Source organism: Slackia faecicanis, assembly GCF_003725295.1.
Classification (GTDB): Bacteria; Actinomycetota; Coriobacteriia; order Coriobacteriales; family Eggerthellaceae; genus Slackia; species Slackia faecicanis.
Window position 1 is genome coordinate 128,655 of the sequence record NZ_QICB01000003.1, and the last position, 25,299, is coordinate 153,953.

A 25,299-nucleotide genomic window follows, 5' to 3' on the forward strand; every position below is an offset into this window, starting at 1 on the left:
CCTTAACGTTTAGTCGCTTACTTCTTGCGGCGACGAATGATCAGGCGGCTCGAAGCCTTCTTCGGGTTGCGGGTGCGATGGCCCTTGGTGGGAACGCCCCACGGGCTGACAGGATGACGACCCGAAGACTTGTTCTTGCCCTCGCCACCACCGTGCGGGTGGTCGACGGGGTTCATGACGGTACCGCGGACGGTAGGACGAACGCCCTTCCAGCGGTTACGGCCGGCCTTACCGATCTTGATGTTGGCATGCTCGGCATTGCCCACCTCGCCGATGGTGGCACGGCAGGTCAGGAGCACGCGGCGCATCTCAGAGGAGGGCATACGCAGGATGGCGTACTTGCCCTCTTTACCCATGAGCTGGATAGAGGTGCCGGCGGAACGGGCGATTGCAGCGCCCTTGCCGGGCTGAAGCTCGACGGCATGAATCAGCGTACCGACGGGAATCTCGGACAGCGGCATGGCGTTACCGGGCTTGATGTCGGCACCGGCGCCGGAAAGAACCATATCGCCGACCTGCAGGCCCTTGGGGTGCAGGATGTAGCGCTTCTCGCCGTCTACGTAGTGCAGAAGGGCGATGCGGGCGGAACGGTTGGGGTCGTACTCGATCGTAGCAACCTTGGCGGGCACGCCGTCCTTGTTGCGCTTGAAGTCGATGATACGATAACGACGCTTGGTGCCACCGCCCTGATGACGAGTGGTGATGCGACCGTTGTTGTTGCGACCGGCCTTCTTAGGCAGCGGTGCAAGCAGCGACTTTTCCGGCGTGCTGCAGGTGATTTCGGCGAAGTCCGAAACCGTCTGGAAGCGGCGGCCGGGGCTAGTCGGCTTGTATTGCTTGATTCCCATCAAACAACCTTTCTTCCTTGGAGCCCTGCTCGCGTGCCACTCCTTGCACGTACCAGGCGCTCCCCTTGCATTGGTGGGAAACGATTGCCGAATGAGCCGCAAAAGGGAGTGCGCAGCCTCGACTCCGTTTCCACGCGCCCGGGTGTATCCATTCACCTTCAGACGCAATTGCTGAATTATAAGGGCTTACACGATCTATCGCAAGATTCTTTTTTCGCAATGTGGAGATACGTTGAAGCGATGCCGTTCCTCCCCCGACCGAGCACCGTACGAAGGACGACGGGGCGCGCGAACCCGCACGCTACAATGCCGTGTATCTGGAAAAACCGAGCCTGAAAGGGGCCGCCATGTTCGATATCGGCTTGATACGCGTCCTTACCTCGTCTGACGAAACGTTGCTGAATGCGCACGGCGCCCTGCTCGAGAAGGCCTACCCCGGCCTGCGCGTGGAAAGCCGCTGCATTCCCGACCAACCCGAGGGAATCCACTCCCCCGCCATGGAGGCGCATGCCGTGCCGAAGATCGTCGAACTGGCGCGCACGGCCTTCGCGCATAAAGACATGATCATGGTGAGCTGCGCCGAAGACCCCGGCGTGCCGCAGGTCCGCGCCGCCTTGCCCGGCATGCCCGTGATCGGCGCAGGGGAAGCGGCGGCGGCCCTCGCCCTTAAGCACAGCGAACGGATCGGCATTGTGGGAATCACCGACAAGGCGCCGAAAGCCTATATACGTATGTTCGGCGCGCCCCTCTACGACGCGCAAGGCGAACGCAACGCCGACGCTAGCGATGCGGGCCCTTGCACGCTGGTAGCGAACCTGCGCCCCCATGGCGTGCATTCCACCCTTGACCTCATGGACGACGAGGGGCACGCGGCATGCCTCGCAAGCGCGCGGGCTCTGCGCGACAAGGGCGCGGGCGTGATCGCCTTGGGATGCACGGGCATGGCGACCATCGGCATCGCCTCGGCCATGGAGCGGGCAAGCGGCCTTCCGGTGGTCGACCCCGTGCTGGCCATGGGCGCGTTCGCCTGCTTCGAGGCGGCGAAAAGGCGCCTGTGATCCGTGCCCGACCGGCGCGAAAACGCAGAGAAGGGACGCCGCGGCGTCCCTTCTTCGTATCTATTCTTCGGTCGCGGCCTTTTTCGCCGGGGCCTTTTTCGCAGGCGCCTTCTTGGCCGGCGCCTTCTTCGCGGCGGTCTTGCTCTTCGACGCAGCCGCTTTCTTCTTCTCTGCAGCCTTGGCCTCTTTCTCGGCCGCTTCCTTCTCTTTGCCGGGGCAGCTGAAGTTCGGGCAGAGCTTCCAGGGGCCGCGGGCGGTCTTGACGATCACCATGGGCGCGCCGCAATGCTCGCACACCTCGTCGGTGGCCGTGAGCTCGCCGTACTGGGGCAGCGGATAGCTGGTCTCGCATTCGTCGTAGTTCTCGCAGCGGATGAAGCGCTTGAGGGTGCGCGGATTCTTGGTGGCGATCAGCTTCTTCTGCAGGCCCTTCTCGGCGCAGGCGGGGCAGGCGCCCACCACCACGTCGGGCTCTTGGTTGGTCGGACAGTTCGGATCGATGCACAGCACGCGCGGCTTCGAACGAAACGCCGTCACCTTGATCTGCGGCATGCCGCAGGTGGGGCATTTCTCCTCGAGCGCCTCCACCTTGCCCTTCGGCAGCGGATAGGTGACGTCGCAGTCGGGCCAGCCGGCGCAGCCGATGAACATGGAACGGGTCTTGGACGAGGCGCGCAGCTGCAGGTCTTTGCCGCACTTCGGGCACGGACCGACGTAGGCGTCGGCGGCCACGGCGTCGGCCAGGGCATCCTTGATTTCCTCCTGGTGCGGAAGCAGCTCGTCGAGCACGTCGTGCAAAATATCGCGCGACAGGTCCACGACGTCTTTGCGCGATTTCTCGCCCGCCGCGATCTTGTTCATGTCCTCTTCGAGCGTGGCCGTCATATCGGGGCTCGTGATCTGCGGGGCGAACTTGCCCAACGCGTCGCACACGGCGATGCCCAGCTGGCTGGGCTCGATCGGGTCGTTCTGCACGTACTTCACCGTGTAGAGGCGCTCGATGATCGCATGGCGCGTTGCCTTGGTGCCAAGGCCCAGCTTCTCCATTTCCTGGATCAACTTGCCCTGCGAATAGCGCGCAGGCGGCTCGGTCTGCTTCTTCGTGCAGGTGGCGCCGCCGAAATCGACCGTCTGGCCTTCTTCGAGCGCGGGAAGCTGCTCGTCTTTCTTCAGGCCGTACGGATAGATCGCGCGAAAGCCCAGCTTCACCAGCACGTCGCCCTTCACGGCAAACGGCTCCTCGTTGACCGCGATGGTCACCTTGGTGCCCTCGACCACCGCCGCCTCGGACAACGTGGCCAAGAAGCGCCTGGCGATGAGGTTGTAGAGCTTCCACTCGGGGGCACCAAGCTTATCGGGATCGGCCGCCGCCGTGGGATGGATCGGCGGGTGGTCGGTGGTCTCTTTTTTGCCGCGCGTGGCGACGAGCTTGCCCTTGGCCAGCAGCTCCTGGCAATACGGGCGATACACCGCCACGTCGGACAGCTTCTTGACCGTGCCCTCCAAATCGAGCGATTCGGGATAGACCGTGTTGTCGACGCGGGGGTAGCTGATGTAGCCGTCCATATAGAGGCTTTCCGCGATACGCATGGTGCGCGCCGGCGACAGGCCCTCGGCGGCCGCGGCGGCCATGAGGCTCGTGGTATTGAACGGAACGGGGGCGGCCACCGTGCGCTTCTTCTTCTCGATCGCGGTCACAGCGCCGTGCGCCGCGCCGTCAACGTGAGCCATGACGGCCTGCGCCTCGGCCTCAACCTTGAAGCGGGCCGTGGCATGCGGAGCCTCGAAGCTGTCAGCGCCATGGGAGAACGCGCCCTTGATGACCCAGTAATCCTCGGGAACGAACGCCATGCGCTCGCGTTCGCGCGCCACGATCAATGCCAACGTGGGCGTCTGCACGCGGCCGGACGAGCGCACGTTGCCGTAGCCCGCGAACTTCACGATAGTGAGGTAGCGCGTGAGCACCGCGCCCCAGATCAGATCGATATCCTGACGGCTCTCGCCCGCCTGGGCCAGGTCGTTATCAAGCTCGACCAGATTGGTGAAGGCGTGGTTGATTTCGTCTTTCGTAATGGCCGAATAGCGTGCACGGTACACCGGCGCGGTATCGTTGACCTCTTTCATGCAGCCCAGCGCGTCGGAGCCGATCAGCTCGCCTTCACGGTCGAAGTCGGTGGCGATGATGATTTCATCGGCTTTCTTCGCCAGGTTCTTCAGGCTGCGAATGATGTCTTTCTCCTTCGGGCGCTTCTCGATCGGAGCGTATGCCAGATACGGCAGCGCGTCCATCTTCCACGCGCCCATCTCGACGCCGTCGGCCTTGAAGGGCTTGCGCTTCGTCTTGAACGGCGGCTTCGGAAGGAAGTCGGGGATATCGGCCGCGACGACTTCGCCGTCGGCGGTCACGCCTTGCCATCCTGCGGACTTGCTGTAGACGATCGAAGGCATGAAATCGGGCTCGAGGATATGGCCGCGCAGGCCGATGGTCACCCATTCTTCGCCGTCGATCTGGAAGCGATAGACGGGCGTGTTGTAGACCTTATCGGCCGTAGGCTTGCCGATGCCGAGCAGGTCGGCGATCTTCTGGGCGGCGATATTCTTCTCTGTGACGACCAGCTTCACGGTGTTTCCTCCGATACGGGTCAATATTTCCGACTGTGGAATGCGCAGTCCGAGCGACTGAAAAACGATTTAACGGGCCGATAGCATACACGATTTCACGGCTAAGCTGAAAAACCCTTTGCCAACCTTTCGTCAGAAGATCCCTCGAACGGCATATGCACGACGATACCGGCAGCCCCCGGCCGGAACGCGGCGCAAACCCTTCCGCACGCATCCCATCTATATATTAGAAAGCCGAGCAAGCCGAATCGGAATCGGGCCCTTTCGCGCAGCAGCTCCTACCGCGAGCTTGCATTCTTCTTGCGCATGGCCGGAACCAGCAGCATCACGCACGCCACGACTCCGCCGACTGCGACGAGCGTCCCCGCCACACCGACGAAGGCCACCGATATCGCCGACCCCACGGCTCCGCCGATCGCCGATCCGCCGCCGATGCCCAAATTGAAAATGCCCGAGAAGATCGACATAGCCACAGCGGCCGACCCCGCAGGCGCATACCTGAGTATTTCGGCCTGAAGCGACACATTGAACGCCGTGCCGCAGGCGCCCCAAAGCACGCAGATCCCAACGACGCCCGCAGCGCCCTCGGCCGCAGGCAGCATGAACGCAAGCGAGGCGGCGATACCCGAGAGCACCGCGACAAGGAACGCGTGTCGGCGGCGTTCGCCTTCGTAGAGGCGCGCGAACAAGAGGCTGCCCGCGATGCCCGTCACGCCGAAGAGAGAAAGCGCAGCCGTGATGAAGCCGTCCGAAAATCCCCCGACCTGCTGCAAGAACGGCTCGATATAGCTGTAGCCGGTGTAATAGCCCGTGGCAACGAGCGCCGTGACCAGGTAGATCGCAAGCAGCACGCGGTTTTTCAACAGGTCCGGCAGCTCGCGCAGCGAAAAACGTTCGCCCGCCCCCATCTTCGGGAACACGACGAACAGATACGTCAGCACGAGAAACGATACGACCGCGATGCAGACGAAGGTCATGCGCCACCCGAGCGCCAGGCCGACGACGCGACCCAGCGGCAGCCCGCAGATCATGGCGACCGACGACCCCGCGACGATGGTCGAAAGCGCGCGGGAACGGTACTCGGGACGAACGGCTTGCACGGCAGCAGGCGAGGCGACCGACCAGAACACGGCATGCGCGCACGCTACGCCGACACGCGCGGCCATAAGGCTCCAATATCCGGGAGCTAACGCGGAAAATACCTGGCACACGCCGAAAAACGCCGCCAAGAACAGCAAGATCTTCCTGAAATCGAACCGAGATGCGAACACCATGAGCGGCAGAGAGAGCAAACAGACCGCCCACGCATACACCGAGATCAGCAACCCCGCGCGAGCTTCCGTGACGCCGAAATCGGCCGCGATGTCGACGAGCAGCGCGATCGGCATGAACTCGGAGGTATTGAACACGAACGCCGCAACGGCGATGCCTATCAGGGGAAGCCATTCCTTCGCCGTCATAAACCGCTTCGCACCATCCTTCTTTACGATGTAAACATATATGAGAAACGCGCGCGGAACCAGGCGCATCCCCTTTTGCGGACGGCGATTATAAACCGGGCCTACGCTCGACGGAGCGCAGGCCCCGATAAGACCCGGATGCATCGCATAAAACCCGCCTTCAAGGCGGCGATGCGCCGGCGATATCGATCATGCGCGCACGCGGCTTCTAACGGCTTTCTCCGAACGCACTTGCCGCCATCGCGCAGAACATGCGGGCCATGTCTTCGGGCGATTCCTCCATTCCCCCTTCAAGCCACGCTACATATACGCTGAACAGCGCGCCGGAGAAAAAAGAAGCCCGGTAACGCGCCGAGGGATCCGTATCGTTTTTGCGCGCCTCGTCTTCTATATAGTTCTGAAACAGCCCTTCGTAAATGCCCGTGCACCCCGTACGATGAAACGACAGAAGCGGTTCGCGATACGAAAGAAAGTAGCGAAACGTCTTCACGACGCCATCGTAGCTGCAGCATCCCCCCTCGATGCCTTGCATGTTTTTCTTGAAGTCGTCGATGATCATGCGCCCGGCGTCGAGCAGCACGTCTTCTTTCGAATCGAAGTTGCGGTAATACGACGCGCGGGCCACGCCCGCCTCCTCCACGATATCGGTAACCGAAACGTCAGAGAGCTTTTTCTCGCCGAGCAGCCGCACTGTTGCGCGGATGATCCGCAACCTGGTATTCCTATTCGCCTCAATACGCTTATCCATATTTCTCTCCTATTCGCCGATTCATTCGTTGACTTTTTGTAATACGCCCCGTATTGCCGTCCGCGCGCCTTCTTTTTAAGATAGGAATGATATGAGCCATTTTGTATCATGGCACTTCGCTTCTACGGCAACCGGACAAAGGATAAAAACCATCATGATGATCGTCACCGATACCGCGTCGGACCTCCTTGAGGACGAGGCCGCCGAACTCGGCGTCAAACTCGCTCCGCTCGACATCGCATTCGGAGACATCCATTGCACACGCAACATCCCCGAGAAGTTCGACGAGTTCTACCGCCTTCTCGAGACCTCGGAAGAGTTCCCGAAAACGAGCCAGCCCTCCCCCGACACCTACCTGGGCTTCATCCGCGAAGCGCAGGAAAACGACGAGGAGGTCCTGATTCTTTGCATGACTTCCGACATTTCGGGAACGTACGAATCGGCCCGCATGACCGCAAACCTTTCAGGCTATGACCGCATCGCGGTAATCGACACGAGGCAAGCCATCGTGAGCCAAGGCATCGTAGTGCGCTATGCCGTCAAACTGCGCGACGAGGGAAAGACCCTTGCCGAAATGGTGCCGCTCATCGAGGAATTCAGCAGCCGCGTGCATGTGTGCGGAATCATGGGCACGCTGACATATCTGCGCAAGGGCGGCAGGATTCCCGCATCGCTTGCCGTGATCGGCAATCTGCTGAAAATCAAGCCGACCATCGCAGTCGAAAACGGAGAGCTGGTCAGCCCCGCGAAGGCCAAGGGAACCGCCGCTGCGAAGAAGATCATCTGGAAACAGTTCGCCGAGGCCGATATCGACCCCGAATGGCCAGTCTACTTCCCTTACACAAGCGACCGCGAGCTCGCTGAAAAACTGCGCGAAGAAACCGTCGAGCGCTTCGGGCTCGATATCGAGAACACCTGTTTCCAGCAGGTAGGCGGCACGATCGGCGCCCACCTGGGACCGGGGGCTTTTGGATTCGCTTACGTGGAGAAAAAGCACGAGGACTAACGCGACGGACAACGTGAAATGAAACGAAAAGCGGCCCGACGAATATTAGTCGGGCCGCTTCGCATTCACCCGCAACGGCATCGCCCTGCTAGCGCAGAAAGAGCACAGCGGGCAATCCGCTTTCGAAAGCAATCGAGCCGCCCTTACGAGCGGCTCGATTTTCGTTACTCCTGAATGCTCTTGTAGAACTTCGCGTCGGCGAACACGTCTTCGATCGTCTTGCCGTCAAGCCATGCCAGACCGAAGAACTCATTGAGCGTAGCGACCAGATCGGAACAATCGAGGAAATGGCCTTTGTCGTTGAGCTCGGCGCAATCCTGCGCGCGCCAGTATTCATCGGTGTGGGTGAGATAGTACGTCTTCTCGCCGAGCTCCATGAACACACGCGTATTCGCGCGAAGGTAATTCGCGAACTCGTCGAACGAGGCCAGTTCGAGCGCCTCCTCGGCTTGGACTCCCATGATGCTCTCCTTCCGACTCGATGGAACGGCGCCGCGGTGCGCCGTCGGCTTCATACCAAGCATCTTACTATAACGTTACGCGAGGTCGGCCAGCGATTCTAAGACCCCCGCCCCACGCACCCGCGCGAAGCCGGAGCCGCACGGGAGCATGAAAGAACGAAGATGGGAAACGCAGGAGAACGGCACGGACCGCACTCCCTACCCCAGTACCTCCGCGCAGATACGCGCGCCTTCCGCGGCGTCTTTGGCGTAATAGTCGGCACCGACCATCTGAGCGTATTCGGGCGTAAGCACCGCGCCGCCCACGAACACCTTCGTATCGGGCGCCTGCTCGCGCAGAAGCGCGATGGTGTCTTCCATGCCGCGCACCGTGGTGGTCATAAGCGCCGAAAGCCCCACCAGCTTGATGCCGTGTTCTTTCACGCAATCGATCACGGCCTGGGGCTCGACGTCGCGACCCAGGTCGTACACCGTGTAACCGTAGTTCTCAAGCAGCATGCGCACGATGTTCTTCCCGATGTCGTGGATGTCGCCTTTCACCGTGGCCACGGCCACCGAGCCTTTATCGGCCACGGCCTCGCCCGTGCTGCGGCTCCTGATCACGTCGAAGCCCGCCTTGGCCGCTTCGGCCGATGCCATCAGCTGCGGCAAGAAGAAGGTGCCGGCCTCGAAACGCTTGCCCACCTCGTCCAGCGCGGGAATCAGATGCCCGTCGATTACGGCCATGGCGCTCTCGCCCGCATCGAGCATGCGCTCCACTTCGGCGCCCGCGGCGGCACGGCGGCCGGTGATCACGAAATGACGCAGGCCGTCCTCGCACGCAGTCGGCGCTCCCCCTTCGCCCGCAGGCGCGCCGGACGCGGCCTTCGCCGTGGCCGAGGCGATCTTTTTATCGGCGTAGCCTTCGATGTAGCGCATGGCGCCGACATCTTGGCCGCACAACACGCGCCACGAATCCACCACTTCGCGATAGCGCTCGGACAGCGGGTTGAGGATGGGCATGTCCAGGCCCGCGGCGAACGCCGACGCCAGAAACGTGGCGTTGACCACCTCGCGCAGCGGCAGGCCGAAGCTCACGTTAGACACGCCGAGCACCGTGCGCACGCCCAGGCGCTCTTTCACCAGCGTAATCGCACGCAGGATCTCGACCACTTCGCTCTGATTGGTGGACGCGGCCATGACCAGGCAGTCGATCAGCACGTCCTGGCGCGGAATGCCCGCCTCCTCGGCCGCCTGCACGATGCGCTCGGCGATCGCGAAGCGCTCTTCAGCCGTGGGCGGAATGCCGCCTTCGTCGAGGGTCAGGCCGACCACCGCGCAGCCGTAATGCTTCGCAATCGGCAACACGGTCTGCAGGCTTTCCTGCTTGCCGTTCACGGAGTTGATGATTGGCTTGCCCGCATACGCGCGCACGGCCGCCTCGACGGCCACGGGGTCGGACGAATCGATCTGCAGCGGCAGCCCCGAAACGCCCTGGATCTTTCCCACCAGATCGACCAGCACGGCGGCCTCGTCTATTTCGGGCAGGCCGGCGTTCACGTCCAGGATATCGGCGCCCGCCTCGGTCTGGGCGATCGCCTCGTTGATGATGTAATCGGAATCGCCCGAGCGCAGGGCCTCCTTGAGGCGCTTCTTGCCCGTGGGGTTGATGCGCTCGCCGATCGTGGCCACATGGCGGCCTTCGAGCACCACGGCCTCCTGGGCGCTCGTCACGCTGCACAGCGGCCGGGCGAACGACCTGACAGGACGCTTATCGCGCACGATATCCGCCACGTTGGCGATATAGGCGGGGTTCGTGCCGCAGCAGCCGCCCACGATGCGCACGCCCGCCTCCACCATGCCCGCGACGCTTTCCGCATACGCATCGGCCGATACGGAAAACACCGTGCGGCCGCCTTCGACGTGCGGAAGGCCGGCGTTGGCCTGCACCATCACGGGACACGTGGCCACCTCGAGCATCTCGTCCACCAGCGGACGCAGGTCGTCGGGGCCCAACGAACAGTTCACGCCAAGCGCCTGCACGCCCAGCGACGACAGCGTGAGCGCCGCGATGCGCGGGCTCGTTCCCAAAAACGTGCGGCCGTCTTCGCCGAAAGTCATGGTGGCGAACACGGGCAGGCGGCTGTTTTCCTTCGCCGCCAGCACCGCCGCCTTCGTTTCCAGAAGGTCGGCCATGGTTTCGATCAAAATGATGTCGGCACCCGCCTCGACGGCCGCGCGCACCTGTTCGGCGAACAGGTCGTAGGCCTCGTCGAAGCTCATCGTGCCGAGCGGGGCGAGCAAAGCGCCCGTCGGGCCTATGTCGGCCGCCACGTAGCGCGCGCCCGCCGCGCGCACGCACGAAACGGCAGCGGCGAACACCTCGCGCACCGAAGCGGCGTCGCCGAGCTTACGAGCGTTGGCGCCGAACGTGTTCGTAGTGACGGCCTGGCTCCCCGCCTCGACGTACGCGCGGTGGATGGCGGTCACTTCGTCGGGGCTGGTCAGGCACAAAAGCTCGGGCAGCTCGCCCGCCTCGAGGCCCGCGGCCTGCAGCATGGTGCCCATTGCCCCGTCGAACACCAGGTATTCCTCGCCCGCGATCACACGGGCCAGATAGTCGTCGGCGATGTGCAGCGAATCGCGCGCATCGGCGCAAACGGCATGGGAGGTTATCGGTAGCATGGCGTACCAGCCTTTCGCAAAGAACAATGGGAGGCGCAGGCGCATCCGGCGCAGCTGCGCTTGGTGTGCTCGCGCAGCTCGTCGAACAATCCGACGAACGCCGTCACGCTTTTCACGGGAATAAGCAGGTTGGAATCGGTAGCCGTCATCCCGAGCTTTTTGTCCGCCTCGAGCGTGCGCACGATGGCGGGCTGGACATCCAGCGGCAAATCGCCATAGCCGGGGCTGAAGCGCCAGTTCGTATGCAGCCCGCGCTGCGCCGCTTCGGCCACGATGGCCGCTTCGCACGCATCGGCCGCGCACTCGACGAGCGACGATCCCGCTGCGCCGAACACCGCCGCATCGAGCGCGCTTTTCGCCTTCATACGCAGCGTTGCGCGCTCGTTGGCAAGGCCCAGCGTGACCGCCATGACCGCGCACGAACGAGCCTCGCGCAGATGCTCATAGATAGCCGAGCCTTCAAGCACGAGCGAGCTTCCCACCAAACGTATCGCGCCCGACGACGCATCCACGGGAAATATCCTGTAGACGAATGCGGGCGCCGAATCGCGCTCGCACGCCGCGATCAGCTCATCGATGCGCTCGTCGAGCAGATCGTCGGTCTTTTGGCCCGCGTAGCCCAGATAGCGCAGCGCCTCGGCCTTATCGACACGATACGTCGGCACTAGACCACCGCCCCGCTCGCGCGCAGGGCCTCCATGGCCGCCGCGGCAATCGCCGGCTGGTTCATGGTGTAGATATGCAGGCCGTCAACCCCTTCGGCCGCCAGGCCTTCGAGCTGCTCGCACGCGTATTCGATGCCCGCCGCACGAAGCGATGCGGGGTCGTTTTCATAGCGCGCCAAAAGCTTGATGATCGGCGACGGCAGGCTGGCGCCGCACATGAACACCATGCGCGAAATCTGCGCTTTGGAAAGAAACGGCATGATGCCGAAGGTGATCGGAACCGTGACGCCCGCATTGAGCGCGGCGTCGAGGAAGCGCAGCGCGCAGGCGTTGTCGAAGAACAGCTGCGTCACGAAGAACTGGGCGCCCGCGTCTTGCTTCTGCCTGAGATGGCGGATGCTCTCGTCGAAATCGAGACATTCGATATGGCCCTCGGGATACGCGGCCGCACCCACGCAGAACCCCGCTTCGCGCGCCACGGGAATGAGGTCTTTGGCGAAGTGGAAATCGGCGGTCGAAACGCCTTCCACGGAATCGCCGCGCAGGGCGAGCACGTTTTCGATGCCGGCGGCACGCATGGCCGCAAGCACCTGGTGAACATCGTTTTTCGTTGCGCCCATGCAGGTCAGGTGCGCCATCATGGCGAGGTCGAAATCGTCTTTGGCCATGCGGGCGACGTCGATCGTGCGCTCGCTGTTGCCGCTGCCGCCTGCTGAATACGTCACCGACACGAACGCCGGGTCGAGCATGGAAAGCTCGGCCGCAAGCGCGTGGGCCGCCTCGACAGGCAGCTCGCCTTTCGGGGGGAAGATTTCGAACGACACGGGAAGGCCGTCGCGTTCGAACACCTGCGAAATCTGCATGGTAGGTCCTTTCTCGTCGATCAGCCATTGTAGCGATTCAGGGCGAGAAAACGGCGGCGCTTTAGTCTGCGATAGTAGATGAAACAGATTCGAAATATTTGCGGCGAAACGCGGCGACAGGCTGGTCGAGGCGGTCGAACCGAGGTGGAGAAACACGGCGAAAGGCGACGTGTCCCGCATGGTCGGCTCGCAAGGCCAAGCCGCTTTCGTTGCGCAGCGAATGAAACGAAACGGCCTTTCGTTTCACAACGTTTGAAACGAAAACAGCTTTCGTTTCACAACGTTTGAAACGAAAACAGCTTTCGTTTCAAACCGAATAGAACGCAAAAGCTTTTCGTTCCGGAACGAATGGAACGAAAGCACCCCGAATTCGCAGCCATACGAAAAATCCCCCGACGCGCATCGCGGCATCGGGGGATTCGGACCAACAGACAATGGCCAGTAGGCGTAGCGCGCAACCAAGGCATCGCTACGCGGCAGGCGACACCGCGTTGTCCTTGATCGACTTGATGACGGTCACCAACGCCATCTGCTGCTCCGTATTGAATATCTGCATGAAAGAACGCGGCCTATCGAACGGAGGCTGATTGAGCGCCTTCGGCTCCATGTATCCGTTTTCAACCACATAATCAACCACGCGTTTAATGAACGAGATTTGCTGCTCGTTCAAACTCTGGTCGTTAAGGAAGCCAGCGAACGCCTCCATGGCCGCATCCCTATCGAGGTGTGCGATCTTGCGGACAAGAAGACCGAATGGGGTATCCCCGTATGCCTTGGTATAATCCCCCGCATTACCGAGCTCGTGCGTAAAAATATGCTCCAGCTGCACAAACTCGTACTCAGTCATAGGCTTATTGGTACGCAGCTTGTGGATAACGAGATTGTCACCGTAGTCTTTAAGATAACGCTCCACTTTGAGTTTGTAATCCTCGTAGTCTTCGCCCATATCCGCAACTACGCCGTAAACAACCTGGGTAACCGGGTCGTCAAGGTGCGTGATAACATCGCGACGGCGCGGGCCGTCAATGATAAATTTAATAAGCGAACGGAGCTTTTTGCGAATGCTTTCGAGCGTAAGCAGATCGACGCCGTCGAGCATCTGCCCATCTGCGACCTGTTCGATAAGAGGCATCTGTTCCTTAACCTGGGGAACCGTTACCAACGACGCCAGGTTTCTCGCCATGGAAACAAGACGTCTCTTGTACTGCTCCACCTTTCGAGTTCCGCATAGTGCAACCATGTATCCATACATAATGTTGTCGAAGCGCAGGGCGTCGCTATCGGTCTCATCGCTAACAATGAGCATAGAAATGGGCTTTTTGAGTTCGGCAAGCGCCCCGTCGGTCAACATGGCATAAGATTCGATGCGACGATAAACCTCGACTTCTCGACGATGCTGACGCACGGTGAACAACTCATCGCTGAGCGCAACAACCTGGCCATGCATGGCCTCGACAAGCTCTTTGCGCCACGCCTGATAATCGTCTCCCGCAAAAGCGCTTTGCTGCAAAATCATAGCAAGCTCCGCCTGGCGACTAAATACCTGTTCGGCGACGGTAATCGCCAACTTGCCCTCGGCAACCTGAGGGTTCTCGCGGAAGAACTCGAAATTACGACACCAATCGAAAATGAAGAAGCGCTCCTTGTCCTCATGGGGGCCATCGAGCGGATCCATCACGTTGAGGCCCGCACAAAGACGCGTGCCTCGACCAATCATCTGCCAGAACTTAATTTTCGATCGCACCTTCTTGAAAAACACGAGGTTCACGATTTCGGGTACGTCAACTCCCGTGTCCATCATGTCGACCGACACGGCAATAACGGGACGCGACTTGAGTTCGAAGTCCTCGATAACAGTGTGCGAGTAGTCATCCGAATAAACAACGGCCTGAATGTAATCGCCGGGGAGCCCTGGATAGAGCTTCCCGAAACGTTCGACAATGTAGCGAGCATGCTTCTGATTCTGGGCAAAAATAACGCTCTTGCCCAGCTCCTGACCGCCTTTAGTGTGAATGCCTTTTTCCATAAGGGTGACCAAAACGTTATCAACCGTCGCTTCGTTGAAAATCCAGCGATTGATATCGTCGGCATCTATTTTATCGGGCACATCTTGGCCGACGTCTTCGAAATCGTCTTCAATCTGGTCACGTTCCTCGGGCGACAGCTCGTCGTACGAAATGCCGTTATCGATAAAGTCGGTATGGGTCTCGATACCGAAATACGGCACGAGCACATGATCGACATTCGTTGCCGTCTCGTATTCGTAAACATAAGTCGGCACGCCGCGCTCGACATCAAAGAAATCATAGGTGTTACGATCGACTTCATTGGCCGGCGTCGCCGTGAGTCCGACGACAAGAGAGTCAAAATATTCGAAAATCGCACGATATTTTTTGAAAATGGAGCGATGGGCCTCGTCAACAATGATGAGGTCGAAATGAGCCGGCGTGAACATACGGTCGCCATCTTCGTTTCTTTCCTTATCGATCGCATTCATGATGGTCGGATAAGTGGAAAAGACAATGCGAGCATTACGCTCGTCCTTGTTCGAGCACAGATTGCACAGCGACGCATTGGGCAGATAGCTTTGATAGCCATGCTTCGCCTGACGCACAAGTGCCACGCGATCGGCCAAGAAAAGCACGTTTTTAACGTGACCCGAACGCATGAGCACATCGACCAAAGCGGCCGAAACACGCGTCTTGCCCGTGCCTGTCGCCATGACGAGAAGGCTTTTTCGATGCCCCTCCTCGATATTGGCGCAAACACGCTGGATAGCTTCGACTTGGTAATAGCGCTTCCCGCCACCGGCTATCGCCTCATTCACCGCAAAGGTAGATGGCTTCATCGCCGAAGTGCGACGATTGAGAATCTTCTGCAAATCGTCCTGAGAGAAAATACCGCTCACCTGGCGCGGGGCACCAGACTCGTCATCAACGAAAAGGGTGGAAAAACCGTTGGTAAGAAAGATGGGCGGCTTGTATCCGAATTCCTTTTCGAGGCATGCAGCATAAAGACGCGCCTGTTTGAGCCCCTTTTGCTCGGAATAGGTGGTTTTCTTGGCCTCGACGATGGCAAGAGGGCGCCCGTCTTTGCCCATAAGAAGGTAATCGACGTAGCCCATACCCGTATCATTGCCTGGCTCAACAGGCATGCCATAGACTTTGCGTTCTTGAAGCGCATTCTCGTCAAGCTTCCAGCCGGCAAGCGCAAGATCCCAATCGATATAGTGCTTGCGCGTCTCGAATTCCGATATATCCTCGGGATTGAAGTTGCGCTGCCGCTTGTTCTCTTCCTTGGCTTGACTGGCTTGCGCGCTTAGTTTTCTAATCTCCGCCTCAAGGCGTTTAATCTCTTCTTCTTTTTCATTAAGAAGCGACTCGCGATGTTTAATGGCCCTTATCTGGGCAAGCGTGAGCTGTATTCCCTTCTGTGGAATTTTTCGCTCATCGAAGACACGCTCAACGTAATCGGGGCCGTAGCAGTAATCGATCCAATCGGTGAATTCGAAAAGGCTGTGCAACACAAGAATGGCATCGGACGGAGTAATAACACGTTCGGTATGCACGGAAATGTTGCCCAGCTTGTTGATTCCGATAAGCTTGCGCCATACACGTTCGTCGACAGTATCCATAAACGAGCGCTCATAGAGCAACGACGAAAGATTGTCGCGATAGGGCATATGTATCGAATTGTCGATTGCGTAAACCCATTTAACCGCTAGCTCGAGCGCCTTTCGGCAGCCAACAGCACACATGGCGGGCGACGTGGCGTAAACTTTCTCAGCCTCAATACAAGCATCAGCAAAAAGGCTGTAATAACCGTCTGCGCGCTTAAGGAAATCGAAGTTCATACTTTCGCCCACCTTACCTGGTGATGAGTTTCTCGATTGCAGTCATTGCACCATTATACTTCCCCATCAGGAGCTGGGCGACAAACCTCGATTTGTCGACCTGTGCGACGAAGTCGGCGAATTCTTGCTGAAGGGCAAGCGGAGGCAATGGAATGTCAAAGTCCGCAACGTTCCCCTGATTGATGCTGCACTGGTTTGCTATCCGGGCGCGTGATTTGATTTGCTGCCTGATATCGTCAGAGTTCAGGAACGCGGTGATATAGGAAAGGTCGAGCTTGTCTTCGTCAACATGGAAACGCATCAAGTTGGATTCGAACACGGTTGGCTCAGCTAGTCCATGTATCCAAGCAATCTTGCCGACCCGCTCGATGCTCCCATTCACCCTATTTATCACAATATCGTTCTCGCGTAGGCCGTAGACCTCGATTTCGGATTCGGAGCATTCCAGACGCTTGAGACTTCCGTAGTCATCAATATGGCCCGTCTGGAAAGCATCCACACGAACAATAGGGACGCCACCTTTGTCAACGTAAAACTTTTGGGGCTTGTAAAGCCCGTTTTGCGAATCAACGGACAAAAGGGCTCCCAACTTCTGAATTTCATATTTATAGCCCAAACGCGAGTTCCCGAACATTTCGACAAACCGGGATTTGACGAGAGCGTCGAGGAGCGAGAGTTGCATTTTCATCTGTTCAACTTGACCTTCGATGCGCTCGAGAACCCGCGCCTGCTCGTCCATTACTCCAGGCAGAGGGAGTCTGAGTTCGATATTCTTGATCCTATTCAGCTTAATTGAGGGGAACGACGGATTATCCACAAACTTGTTCGGACGATTAAAACGAAAATAGTGCTTCAAGTAGACGGCATGGCTCCCATTCGGAATCACACATGCAAGATGGGACACCACATAGCAAGGCTCGGGCAAAATATACACGTTCCCCGTCATGCATGACATACCGCTTTTCGCAAACACAACCGTCCCCGCTGGAAACAAGGTTAGTCGGAGCTTTTCAGCGGTAAATGCATCAATTTTTTCAAGATCAGCGAGGCTCCCTCCCGCAAGGAGATCCGATAGACTTCCAGCCCGAACAAACGACACGCCATCTTTCGAAAATGCATCTTTTTTTGGGGCCACATTGCCTGTCTTAACCTCTGCAATTTCACACAGTTTAACCTGCTTACATCTCCCCTCAAATCGGGGTTTCTAGCTTATGTATTTGCTGTGCGAACGTTTTACGTTCTGCTGGTCAACCATCGCATAGCAAAGAGTGGTATCGATTTTGCTGTGGCCGAGAAGAACCTGCACCTGCTCGATCGGCATACCTTTATCGATCGCCCTGGTTGCCATAGTGCGGCGGAATTTATGAGGATGAAGCCTCAGGCCAGCTGCCTTTCTTCCAATGTCTCTCAGCCTCGACTCCACCCCGCTGATATTGAGCGATTTAAACGGGGCCTTGAGCGAAACAAACAATGACGGATTCTGATCGGAGCGATGCCGCAAGTAGCTCTGCAAATGAATCTTCGCCTTAGCGTCAAAATACACCTTGCGCTGCTTGTTGCCTTTGCCGTGAACGACACATTCGCGCTTTTCGAAATCGATATCTTCGCGGTTAAGCCGCACAAGTTCACCGACGCGCATGCCCGTTGACGCAAGAAGATCGATAACGGCTTTATCTCTCAAATTGCGGCACGAATCCCTGATGAACTCCATCTCCTCATCCGTAATGATGGGTTTCACCGCCATGACCGACCGAATCTTCTTAATTCGCCGGACAGGACTTTTGTAAATAATCTCCTCTTCCTCGAGCCAGGAGAAAAAACTCGATATGATGCGGCGAATGTTGTCAAGCGTGACATTGCTCACCGTTCCCGATTCGCCACGCGACGCAAGATAATCCCTGACCTCTGCAGTTCCTACAGCATAAAGAGGAGATGCGAGCGAGCCAACAAAATGCCCGAGCGTCACCGAGTAATACTGGATGGTTCGCGGCGAGCATCCTTCAACCGTTTTTGCATTAAGGAAATCCCTGAGAAGCGTTGCGTTGTTCGGCGATTTCGAGCCTTGCTCGCCCATAACCCTCGCGAGACACTCGTGAAGCTTCTTCATCTGGGTGCCATCGAGCACCGCGGACATCTCCCGCTCTATCTCTCGAATGGTGTCGTTGTCGTAAAGCATGGGAACCTCCTGTCGTATACGGTTACAGAAGGTTCCCATAAATCGATTTGATATGGCCTTAGGAGAAATACTCCTGGGCAAGGCTGTCATAAAGCATTTGCAACTTCTCAATTTGCTGCTGGACGACAAACCTCGATTTGTCGACCTCGGCGACGAAGTCCGCGAACTCTTGCTGGAGGAAAAGGGGCGGAAGGGGGATTTCGAGTGACTTTATCTTCCCAGTACTCAACGTGAAAAGACCAGATGTACTGACCGCGCAAGCCGAGATTTGTTCACGCCCATCAACGGAATTAAAATAGGCCAGTGCGAAAACTGGTATCACATTGTTATCGAAGCGGACGCGGATGAGATGATTTTGATGTACGCATGAGGCTATGGACCCATCCCATACCGCACATCTGCCAATCTGGTCACTGCTTCCATTGCCTTCCACGAAAAGAAGGTCACCTTTCAGAAGCGCAGTTTTCTCAAGCTCAGCTTCAGTTAGCCCAATTTCGAGCACTTCTTCCAAACACAGCATTCCTCGAAGCACATTCGCCACGCGTAGATAGGGACACCTCAGGGGCATCTGATCCCGCCTTCTATTTTTCGTCAAGCCACCCTGAATGCTAGCAAGCTCTGAAAGTGGAGCAACCTCCCATTCACCGCCCCCGAACATCTCGACAAACCGGGATTTGACGAGGGCGTCGAGGCGAGAAAGGAAGCTCCGACAAGTTTCGATCCGCTCTTCGAGGGAAACAAGAGCTCGAATCCTAAGCCGCTGTTCTTCCAAGGACGGAACGCGCAAAAGAATATTGCTCAACCCGTCATATTTCAGATTGTTTCTCACGGTTCCAATCGATTGGAACGCAATTTGGCTAAGCCCCGGCCCGCTTTTGAGAAATCGAAGAAGATACGCGGGATCCAACCGTTCCTGGTCAACAGAGAAAACAACGTAAAGGGGGCTTACAACCACCTCGTCTTCCCTGTCCTGCAAAGCAACCGACCCCACATTGATGCGTGATGGGTTGTACGCTATTTGGTTTCTCCCGACTAACTTGTAAGTTTTGAGTTCTTTGCTAAACACTTCCTTTGAGAAGTACTCGGTTGAAGGAATGAACCCCTGCGAATTAGTGACACTATAGACCGCACCGCACTGTCCCGTCTTGTTTTTTCGAGAAACGAGGCTCGTCAGCTCTCCCAGCTTCACCCATTCCCCGTCAAATCGGGGTTTGGCCGCCATTACAGCTCACCTCCCAGCATCTTCTTGAGATCGGCAAGGCCAGCCGTCATCTGGGCATTGAGTTCCTCGAGTTCGGCAAGGATTTCTTCGGTAGGAGGATATTCGATGCGCTCATACTCGGTCTTGGTGTACTTGTTGAAGCTGAAATCGTAACCGTTATCGACGATTTCTTGCTTAGGCACCAAGAAGCTCTTCTCGGTACGTTCTCGCTCACCTTCGGCAGCAAGGTTGTTCCAACGCTCAAGGATGTCAGGAATGTCATTATGCTTGTCATCGGCATCGCGCTTGTCGTCAAGCGTGAAACCGTCATGTTCCATGTTGCAAAGCCAAACGTTATCCGTGCCGCCCGCATCGGTCTTGGTGAAAACAAGCACGGCCGTACTCACGCCCGAATACGGTTTGAAAACGCCGCTTGGCATATAAATGACGGCCTCAAGCTTCTGATTTTCCACCAGCTCGCGGCGGAGCTGCCCATACGCTTTGGAATTCGACCTGAACAGAACACCGTTGGGAACAATGCATGCGCAGCGACCGCCAATCTTAAGCATGCGCAAGAAAAGCGCCACGAAAAGAAGCTCAGTCTGTTTCGTATCGACAATGGCACGCAGGCCCTTGTCGATATCCTCCACATCGACCGACCCCGTGAACGGAGGGTTGGCCAAGATAACGTCGAATTTGCTCGAAATACCGTTCTTCTGAGAAATACTGTCAAGGTAACGAACATCGGGAGCATCAACTTCGTGAAGCATAAGGTTCATCGTGCTGATGCGAAGCATGGTCTGGTCCATTTCGAAGCCGCTGAACTGCGGATCGACGCCGTTCTTTCCCATGAAGGCATCCCAATGATCCGTCGTCATGGCCTCCTCGTAGTTTTCCCGAATATGCTCGGCTACCGAAATAAGGAAACCAGCAGTGCCGCACGCAGGATCGCAAATGAGTTCACCTGGCTTGGGGTCGACAAGATCAACCATCATTTTGCGAATATGCTCAGGAGTACGGAACTGCCCGTTGGTGCCCGCCGTAGAAAGCTTCGAGAGCATGTACTCGTAAAGATCACCAAGATCGCCAATATGTTCATCGAAGTCACGAAGCAGCTCATCGACACCAGTAACCGTCTTCTCCAAAAGCGACGGCTTACCTGCGGGAAAGCCAAAAGTAGCGTTCTCCATAGCGCGAGAATAGGCAGACTCGTCTCCTAGAGTCTTAATGAAGGGGAATGCAAAGCGATCGACGACATGATACATATCCTCGGCGCGCTTATCCTTGAAACTGCTCCAGCGCATCTCTTTGCCACGGATGGTTTCGCCGCGATCATTTTCATATTCATCAGGGAAAATATGCCGTTGCGGCTCACCCAGCATGACCTCCATGCGCTCCGTCTTGAGCTCTTTCTCATCGAGCTGTCGCATGAACATGAGATACGTGATGTTGGTGATAACATCGAGCGGGTTTGTGATGCCGCCTTCCCACATCTTCTGCCAAATAGCATCGACTTTATTCTTCGTTGCTCCCGTAATCACAACGAGTCCTTTCTCGTTAAGTAAATCCCTTTCAAACGAAAAAGCCAGCCTAACGCCATAAGGCAGTCCGAATGAAAAGGTCCTTGTCACCATAGCGCGCGCCGATTCGCGCCATAAGACGGCGCGCTCCGAAAGGCGGTTATTTACAGCACGCGGCCTACGTCTTGACCGTCGCGGCGGATGCGCATGATGTCGCGCTCGTGCAGCTCGAACGGCACGGCGAACGAATAACGCTCCATGGTGCGGTTGGCCACTTCCACGGCCACCAACGTACCGCCTTCGCAGGACGGGTCGGGGCCGATGATGCGGCCCAGGCCGTCGCGTTCGACATCTTTCAGATCGGCATCGGGGCCCGCGTGCCACACCAAGCGCTTCACCGGGCAGGTGCGCACCGCCGCGTCGGGGCTGATTACCTCAAGCTCTTCCCCTTCGAAGAAGCGGTTGCGGCACAGCACCTCCACGCGTTCGGGATTGCCCTGCACATCGCACGCGGCATCCGCACGAAACGCCGCAGCCTCGCCCAGCCCGTCAGGCGCGCAGCCAAGCACGCGCGCCACCATCTGGTGCGAACGGGCGTATTCCACCGTGCCCTGGTTCTGGCCCGGGTCGCCGTAATAAAAGCCGGTGCAATACGGGCGATGGCTCGTGGTTTCAAGCTCGTCCTGCCAGGCCTCGGCGCTACCGCCGTCCAGCACGTGGCGATACGCGTTGACCACCGACGCCACGTAATAGGCGCCCTTCGCGCGGCCCTCGATCTTGATGCTGTTCACGCCGGCGTCGGCAAGATCTTGCAGGTGCGAAAGCATGTTCATGTCGTTGGAGCTCATGATGAAGCTGCCGCGTTCGTCCTGCTCGATCGGGAAATACTGGCCCGGGCGCTTCTCTTCGACCAGCGCGTACTTCCAGCGGCACGGCTGCGCGCAGTGGCCCACGTTGGCGCCGCGGCCCGCCATATAATCGCTGATCAGGCAACGGCCGGAATAGGCCATGCACATGGCGCCGTGCACGAAGGCCTCCAGCTCTATTTCCTCAGGAAGGCGGCGGCGCATTTCCGCGATCGCCTTCAGGCTCATTTCGCGCGCCAGCACGATGCGCGACACGCCCAGGCTCGCATACACGCGCGCCGAGGCCGCATTCATGCACGAAGCCTGCGTGGACAGGTGGATCGCCACATCGGGCGCCGCCTCGCGCGCCACGACGAGCGCGCCCATATCGCCCACGATCACGGCATCCACGCCCGCGCGCTGCAGCACCGCGAAATAGCGATGCAGATCGTCAGTGTCCTCGTCGGTCATCATGGTGTTCACGGTGACGTGCACGTCAACGCCGTGCGCATGGGCGTATTCGACCACCTGGGGCAGCTCGTCTTCGGAGAAGTTGTCGGCGCGGCGGCGCATGCCGTAGCGCGTCGAAGCCAGATACACCGCATCGGCGCCGAAGTGGATCGCGTATTCGAGCTGTTCCCAACCGCCCGCAGGCGCGAGCAGCTCCATCGACGCAAGGGGCAAAGACGTGGCAGACATGGCATTCCTATCGAGAAAACGCGCGGATGCGCGGGGCGTTCGGTATTTCGGCCGTTCAGTATAGCGAAGGGCGCGATGGCGCGACGCGCTTCCAGGAAAAGAGCGCACGGCGAGGCGCCACCCGCGGCTTGCGCATTCCAACAACGGCGGATACTTCCCGCGATCCCATGAGACAATAGGCCATCGACGAAAGGAGACGCGCATGAACATCGTCATGCATCTTGAAAACGGGTTTCTGCCCGACGCGTACGGCAAACACGCCGACCCCGCCGATTGCCACGGATGGAGCTGCCGCCGCTCCTTCCCCTTCGAGGTGACGGACATCCCGGCTGAAGCGAAGGCGCTCGCATTCGTTTTCATGGATTGGGACAGCACGCCCGTGTGCGGATTTCCCTGGATCCATTGGACGGCCTATGCGAACGGCCCGTTCGACGGCGCATTCGCGTTGGCCGACGATGCAAGCCGCCAGGGTGCCGAGGGCCTTATGCAGGGCTACAACAGCGCCGCGCAATCCGAACCCGAACGCGGCACGGGCTACGTGGGCCCCTGCCCGCCCGATGCGGACCACACCTACACCCTGCGCGTCGTGGCGCTGGGCGAACCGCTCGACCTGGAAGCGCCTTTCTGGGCGAACCAGCTTGTTTCCGCAGGTCGCGGCCATATAGTCGCCGAAGCGAGCATCGATATGATCGGCCGCTGCTAAAACCGAAGCCTCAAAGCGAAAGGCGTGAGCGCCGCGCCGCCCGCTTCGCCTTCAACGCGTCTTTCATGCGGGTGCAAAGCATTTCTATACGCTGTAGATATAAGCCTTAACGCAAAGCGCCCCCGCCTCGCGCCCGCACCTTCGAAGTGCAGACGCGCCCGGCGGGGGCGCTTTTCATGCAAGGAAAAAGCCTAGGCGATGATCTCGTCGACGGCAGCCTCCACGGCGTCCAGCGCCACGGAAACCTTCTCGCCCGTCGCGCGGTTCTTCACCTCGACGGTGCCTTCGGCCAGGCCGCGCTTGCCCACGACCACCTGGACCGGCCAGCCGATCAGGTCATTGTCGGCGAACTTGACGCCCGCGCGCTCGTTGCGATCGTCCAGCACCACTTCGTAGCCGGCGGCGGAAAGCTCGCCCGCCAACTTCTCGGCGGCCTCGGTGACCTCGTCGGGCTTGGCGGACAGCGGAATGACGCACACGTGCGCCGGCGCGATGCCCGCAGGCCACACGATGCCGAAATCGTCATGGCTCTGCTCGACGGCGGCGGCCATGGTGCGGGACACGCCCACGCCGTAGCAACCCATCATGAAGGGCTTCTCGGAACCATCTTCGTCCATGAACGTGGCGTTCATGGCCTTGGAGTACTTGTCGCCCAGCTTGAAGATCTGGCCGACCTCGATGCCGCGGGCGGCCTTCAGCGGCAGGCCGCAGTGCGGGCAGGCGTCGCCTTCGTGCACGGTGCACAGGTCTTCCCAGGCATCCACCTGGAAGTCTTCGCCGTGTTTGGCGCCCACGTAGTGGAAGCCGTCCTCGTTGGCTCCAACGACCCAGCGCTCGATGCCGCGCAGGCTTTCGTCGGCGGCCACCTTGACGCCCTCGGGCAGGCCCACGGGGCCCATGGAGCCCTTGGGCAGGCCGATCTTGGCCATGTCGTCATCGGTCAGCGGCGTGAAGCCGGGAACCAGGCGGTCGGCCTTGCATTCGTTGACCTCGTAGTCGCCGGGAACGAACAGCACCCAGACGGAGCCGTCCTCGCCCTTGCCGGAGAACGCCTTGGCGGTGGCGCTTTCTTCGCAGTTCAGGAAGGCGGCCAGCTCGGCGATCGTATGGACGCCCGGGGTTTCCACCTTGGTCAGCGCATCGGCGGCATACTGGGTGGGCTGCGGATGGCACTCGCCCACCTCGATGTCGGCCGCATAGCCGCAATCGCAGTACACGAGCTCGGCTTCGCCCGTCTCGGCCAGGGCCATGAACTCCTCGGTGGCGTTGCCGCCGATTTGGCCCGGGTCGGCCTGGACGATGCGGTACTTCAGGCCCATGCGGTCGCACATATTGATATAGGCGTCGCGCATGAGGTCGTAGGTCTCGTCGAGGCTTTCCTGGTCGGCGTTGAAGCTGTAGGCGTCCTTCATCATGAACTCGCGGCCGCGCAGCAGCGCGAAGCGCGGACGACGCTCGTCGCGGAACTTCACCTGGATCTGGTAGAGATTCTTCGGCAGGTCTTTATAGCTGCGCAGCTCGTTGCTCACCAGATCGGTGATGACCTCTTCGTGGGTGGGTCCGAGGCAGAACTCGTTGTCGTGGCGGTCGATGACGCGCAGCATCTCGGCGCCGTAGGCGTTCCAACGGCCCGAACGCTGCCACAGCTCGGCAGGCTGGACGAAGGGCATCAGCACTTCCTGGCCGCCGTGCGTGTCCATCTCTTCGCGCACGATGTTCTCGATCTTATGGATGACGCGAAGGCCCAGCGGCAAGAACGTGTACAGGCCCGCCGCCTCCTTGCGAATCATGCCCGCGCGGGCGAGCAGCTTGGCCGACACGATATCGGCGTCGGAAGGATCTTCCTTCAGCGTGGGAGCGTAGATATCGCTCATGCGAAGAACCGCACGATTGATGTGTTTGTTCAT

General features: G+C 59.0%; 18 protein-coding genes. 3 read left to right on the forward strand and 15 right to left on the reverse strand.

Going from position 1 to position 25,299, the window contains the following annotated elements; genetic code table 11:
- Positions 1–17 precede the first annotated feature (17 nt).
- Entirely contained in the window at positions 18–848 is an 831-nt protein-coding gene (gene rplB / locus DMP07_RS05515; protein ID WP_123198150.1) for a 50S ribosomal protein L2, read from the reverse strand.
- Positions 849–1,195: 347 nt separating this feature from the next.
- On the opposite strand from rplB, the gene DMP07_RS05520 reads away from it, so the two are divergent.
- A complete protein-coding gene (locus tag DMP07_RS05520; protein ID WP_123198151.1) occupies positions 1,196–1,906 on the forward strand; it encodes an aspartate/glutamate racemase family protein in 711 nt (236 codons plus the stop codon).
- Between the two features lie 60 nt (positions 1,907–1,966).
- Here DMP07_RS05520 and DMP07_RS05525 read toward each other — a convergent pair whose 3' ends face one another.
- From DMP07_RS05525 to DMP07_RS05535, 3 genes are all read right to left on the reverse strand, one after another.
- On the reverse strand, positions 1,967–4,528 hold the full coding sequence (locus DMP07_RS05525) for a DNA topoisomerase I (protein WP_123198152.1): 2,562 nt from the start codon (positions 4,526–4,528) through the stop codon (positions 1,967–1,969).
- A 278-nt stretch (positions 4,529–4,806) separates the two neighbouring features.
- Entirely contained in the window at positions 4,807–5,988 is a 1,182-nt protein-coding gene (locus DMP07_RS05530; RefSeq protein WP_123198267.1) for an MFS transporter, read from the reverse strand.
- Positions 5,989–6,196: 208 nt separating this feature from the next.
- Positions 6,197–6,736 carry a TetR/AcrR family transcriptional regulator gene (locus tag DMP07_RS05535; RefSeq protein WP_123198153.1) on the reverse strand — a complete coding sequence of 180 codons (540 nt, stop codon included), beginning with the start codon at positions 6,734–6,736 and terminating at the stop codon, positions 6,197–6,199.
- A gap of 154 nt (positions 6,737–6,890) precedes the next feature.
- Here DMP07_RS05535 and DMP07_RS05540 point away from each other — a divergent pair, with 154 nt between their 5' ends.
- Positions 6,891–7,742 carry a DegV family protein gene (locus DMP07_RS05540; protein WP_161957037.1) on the forward strand — a complete coding sequence of 284 codons (852 nt, stop codon included), beginning with the start codon at positions 6,891–6,893 and terminating at the stop codon, positions 7,740–7,742.
- 164 nt (positions 7,743–7,906) lie between these two features.
- On the opposite strand, the gene DMP07_RS05545 is transcribed toward DMP07_RS05540, so the two are convergent.
- The 10 genes from DMP07_RS05545 to DMP07_RS05590 all read right to left on the reverse strand — a co-directional run bounded on the left by DMP07_RS05545 (position 7,907) and on the right by DMP07_RS05590 (position 22,689).
- Positions 7,907–8,203, reverse strand: coding sequence for a CDP-alcohol phosphatidyltransferase (locus DMP07_RS05545; protein WP_123198155.1), 297 nt, complete (start codon positions 8,201–8,203; stop codon positions 7,907–7,909).
- 198 nt (positions 8,204–8,401) lie between these two features.
- Positions 8,402–10,867 (reverse strand): homocysteine S-methyltransferase family protein, encoded by a 2,466-nt coding sequence (locus DMP07_RS05550; RefSeq protein WP_123198156.1) that lies wholly within the window; start codon positions 10,865–10,867, stop codon positions 8,402–8,404.
- Complete coding sequence (locus DMP07_RS05555) at positions 10,855–11,532, reverse strand: vitamin B12 dependent methionine synthase (RefSeq protein ID WP_123198157.1); 678 nt, start codon at positions 11,530–11,532, stop codon at positions 10,855–10,857. Before DMP07_RS05555 ends, DMP07_RS05550 begins: the two co-directional genes overlap by 13 nt.
- Positions 11,532–12,395 carry a methylenetetrahydrofolate reductase gene (locus DMP07_RS05560; RefSeq protein WP_123198158.1) on the reverse strand — a complete coding sequence of 288 codons (864 nt, stop codon included), beginning with the start codon at positions 12,393–12,395 and terminating at the stop codon, positions 11,532–11,534. Before DMP07_RS05560 ends, DMP07_RS05555 begins: the two co-directional genes overlap by 1 nt.
- 469 nt (positions 12,396–12,864) lie before the next feature.
- Complete coding sequence (locus tag DMP07_RS05565) at positions 12,865–16,248, reverse strand: DEAD/DEAH box helicase family protein (RefSeq protein WP_123198159.1); 3,384 nt, start codon at positions 16,246–16,248, stop codon at positions 12,865–12,867.
- Positions 16,249–16,261: 13 nt separating this feature from the next.
- Complete coding sequence (locus tag DMP07_RS05570; protein ID WP_280176192.1) at positions 16,262–17,416, reverse strand: restriction endonuclease subunit S; 1,155 nt, start codon at positions 17,414–17,416, stop codon at positions 16,262–16,264.
- A gap of 36 nt (positions 17,417–17,452) precedes the next feature.
- Positions 17,453–18,424: a site-specific tyrosine recombinase/integron integrase gene (xerA, locus tag DMP07_RS05575; protein WP_123198161.1), complete on the reverse strand. Its 972-nt coding sequence runs from the start codon at positions 18,422–18,424 to the stop codon at positions 17,453–17,455.
- 58 nt (positions 18,425–18,482) lie between these two features.
- On the reverse strand, positions 18,483–19,646 hold the full coding sequence (locus tag DMP07_RS05580) for a restriction endonuclease subunit S (RefSeq protein WP_123198162.1): 1,164 nt from the start codon (positions 19,644–19,646) through the stop codon (positions 18,483–18,485).
- Positions 19,646–21,166 (reverse strand): class I SAM-dependent DNA methyltransferase, encoded by a 1,521-nt coding sequence (locus DMP07_RS05585; RefSeq protein ID WP_123198163.1) that lies wholly within the window; start codon positions 21,164–21,166, stop codon positions 19,646–19,648. The genes DMP07_RS05580 and DMP07_RS05585 overlap by 1 nt, the downstream gene beginning before the upstream one ends.
- A gap of 143 nt (positions 21,167–21,309) precedes the next feature.
- Positions 21,310–22,689, reverse strand: coding sequence for a peptidase U32 family protein (locus DMP07_RS05590; protein WP_244594882.1), 1,380 nt, complete (start codon positions 22,687–22,689; stop codon positions 21,310–21,312).
- A 202-nt stretch (positions 22,690–22,891) separates the two neighbouring features.
- Here DMP07_RS05590 and DMP07_RS05595 point away from each other — a divergent pair, with 202 nt between their 5' ends.
- On the forward strand, positions 22,892–23,392 hold the full coding sequence (locus DMP07_RS05595) for a YbhB/YbcL family Raf kinase inhibitor-like protein (RefSeq protein ID WP_123198164.1): 501 nt from the start codon (positions 22,892–22,894) through the stop codon (positions 23,390–23,392).
- A gap of 191 nt (positions 23,393–23,583) precedes the next feature.
- Here DMP07_RS05595 and DMP07_RS05600 read toward each other — a convergent pair whose 3' ends face one another.
- On the reverse strand, positions 23,584–25,299 hold the full coding sequence (locus tag DMP07_RS05600) for a proline--tRNA ligase (protein WP_123198165.1): 1,716 nt from the start codon (positions 25,297–25,299) through the stop codon (positions 23,584–23,586).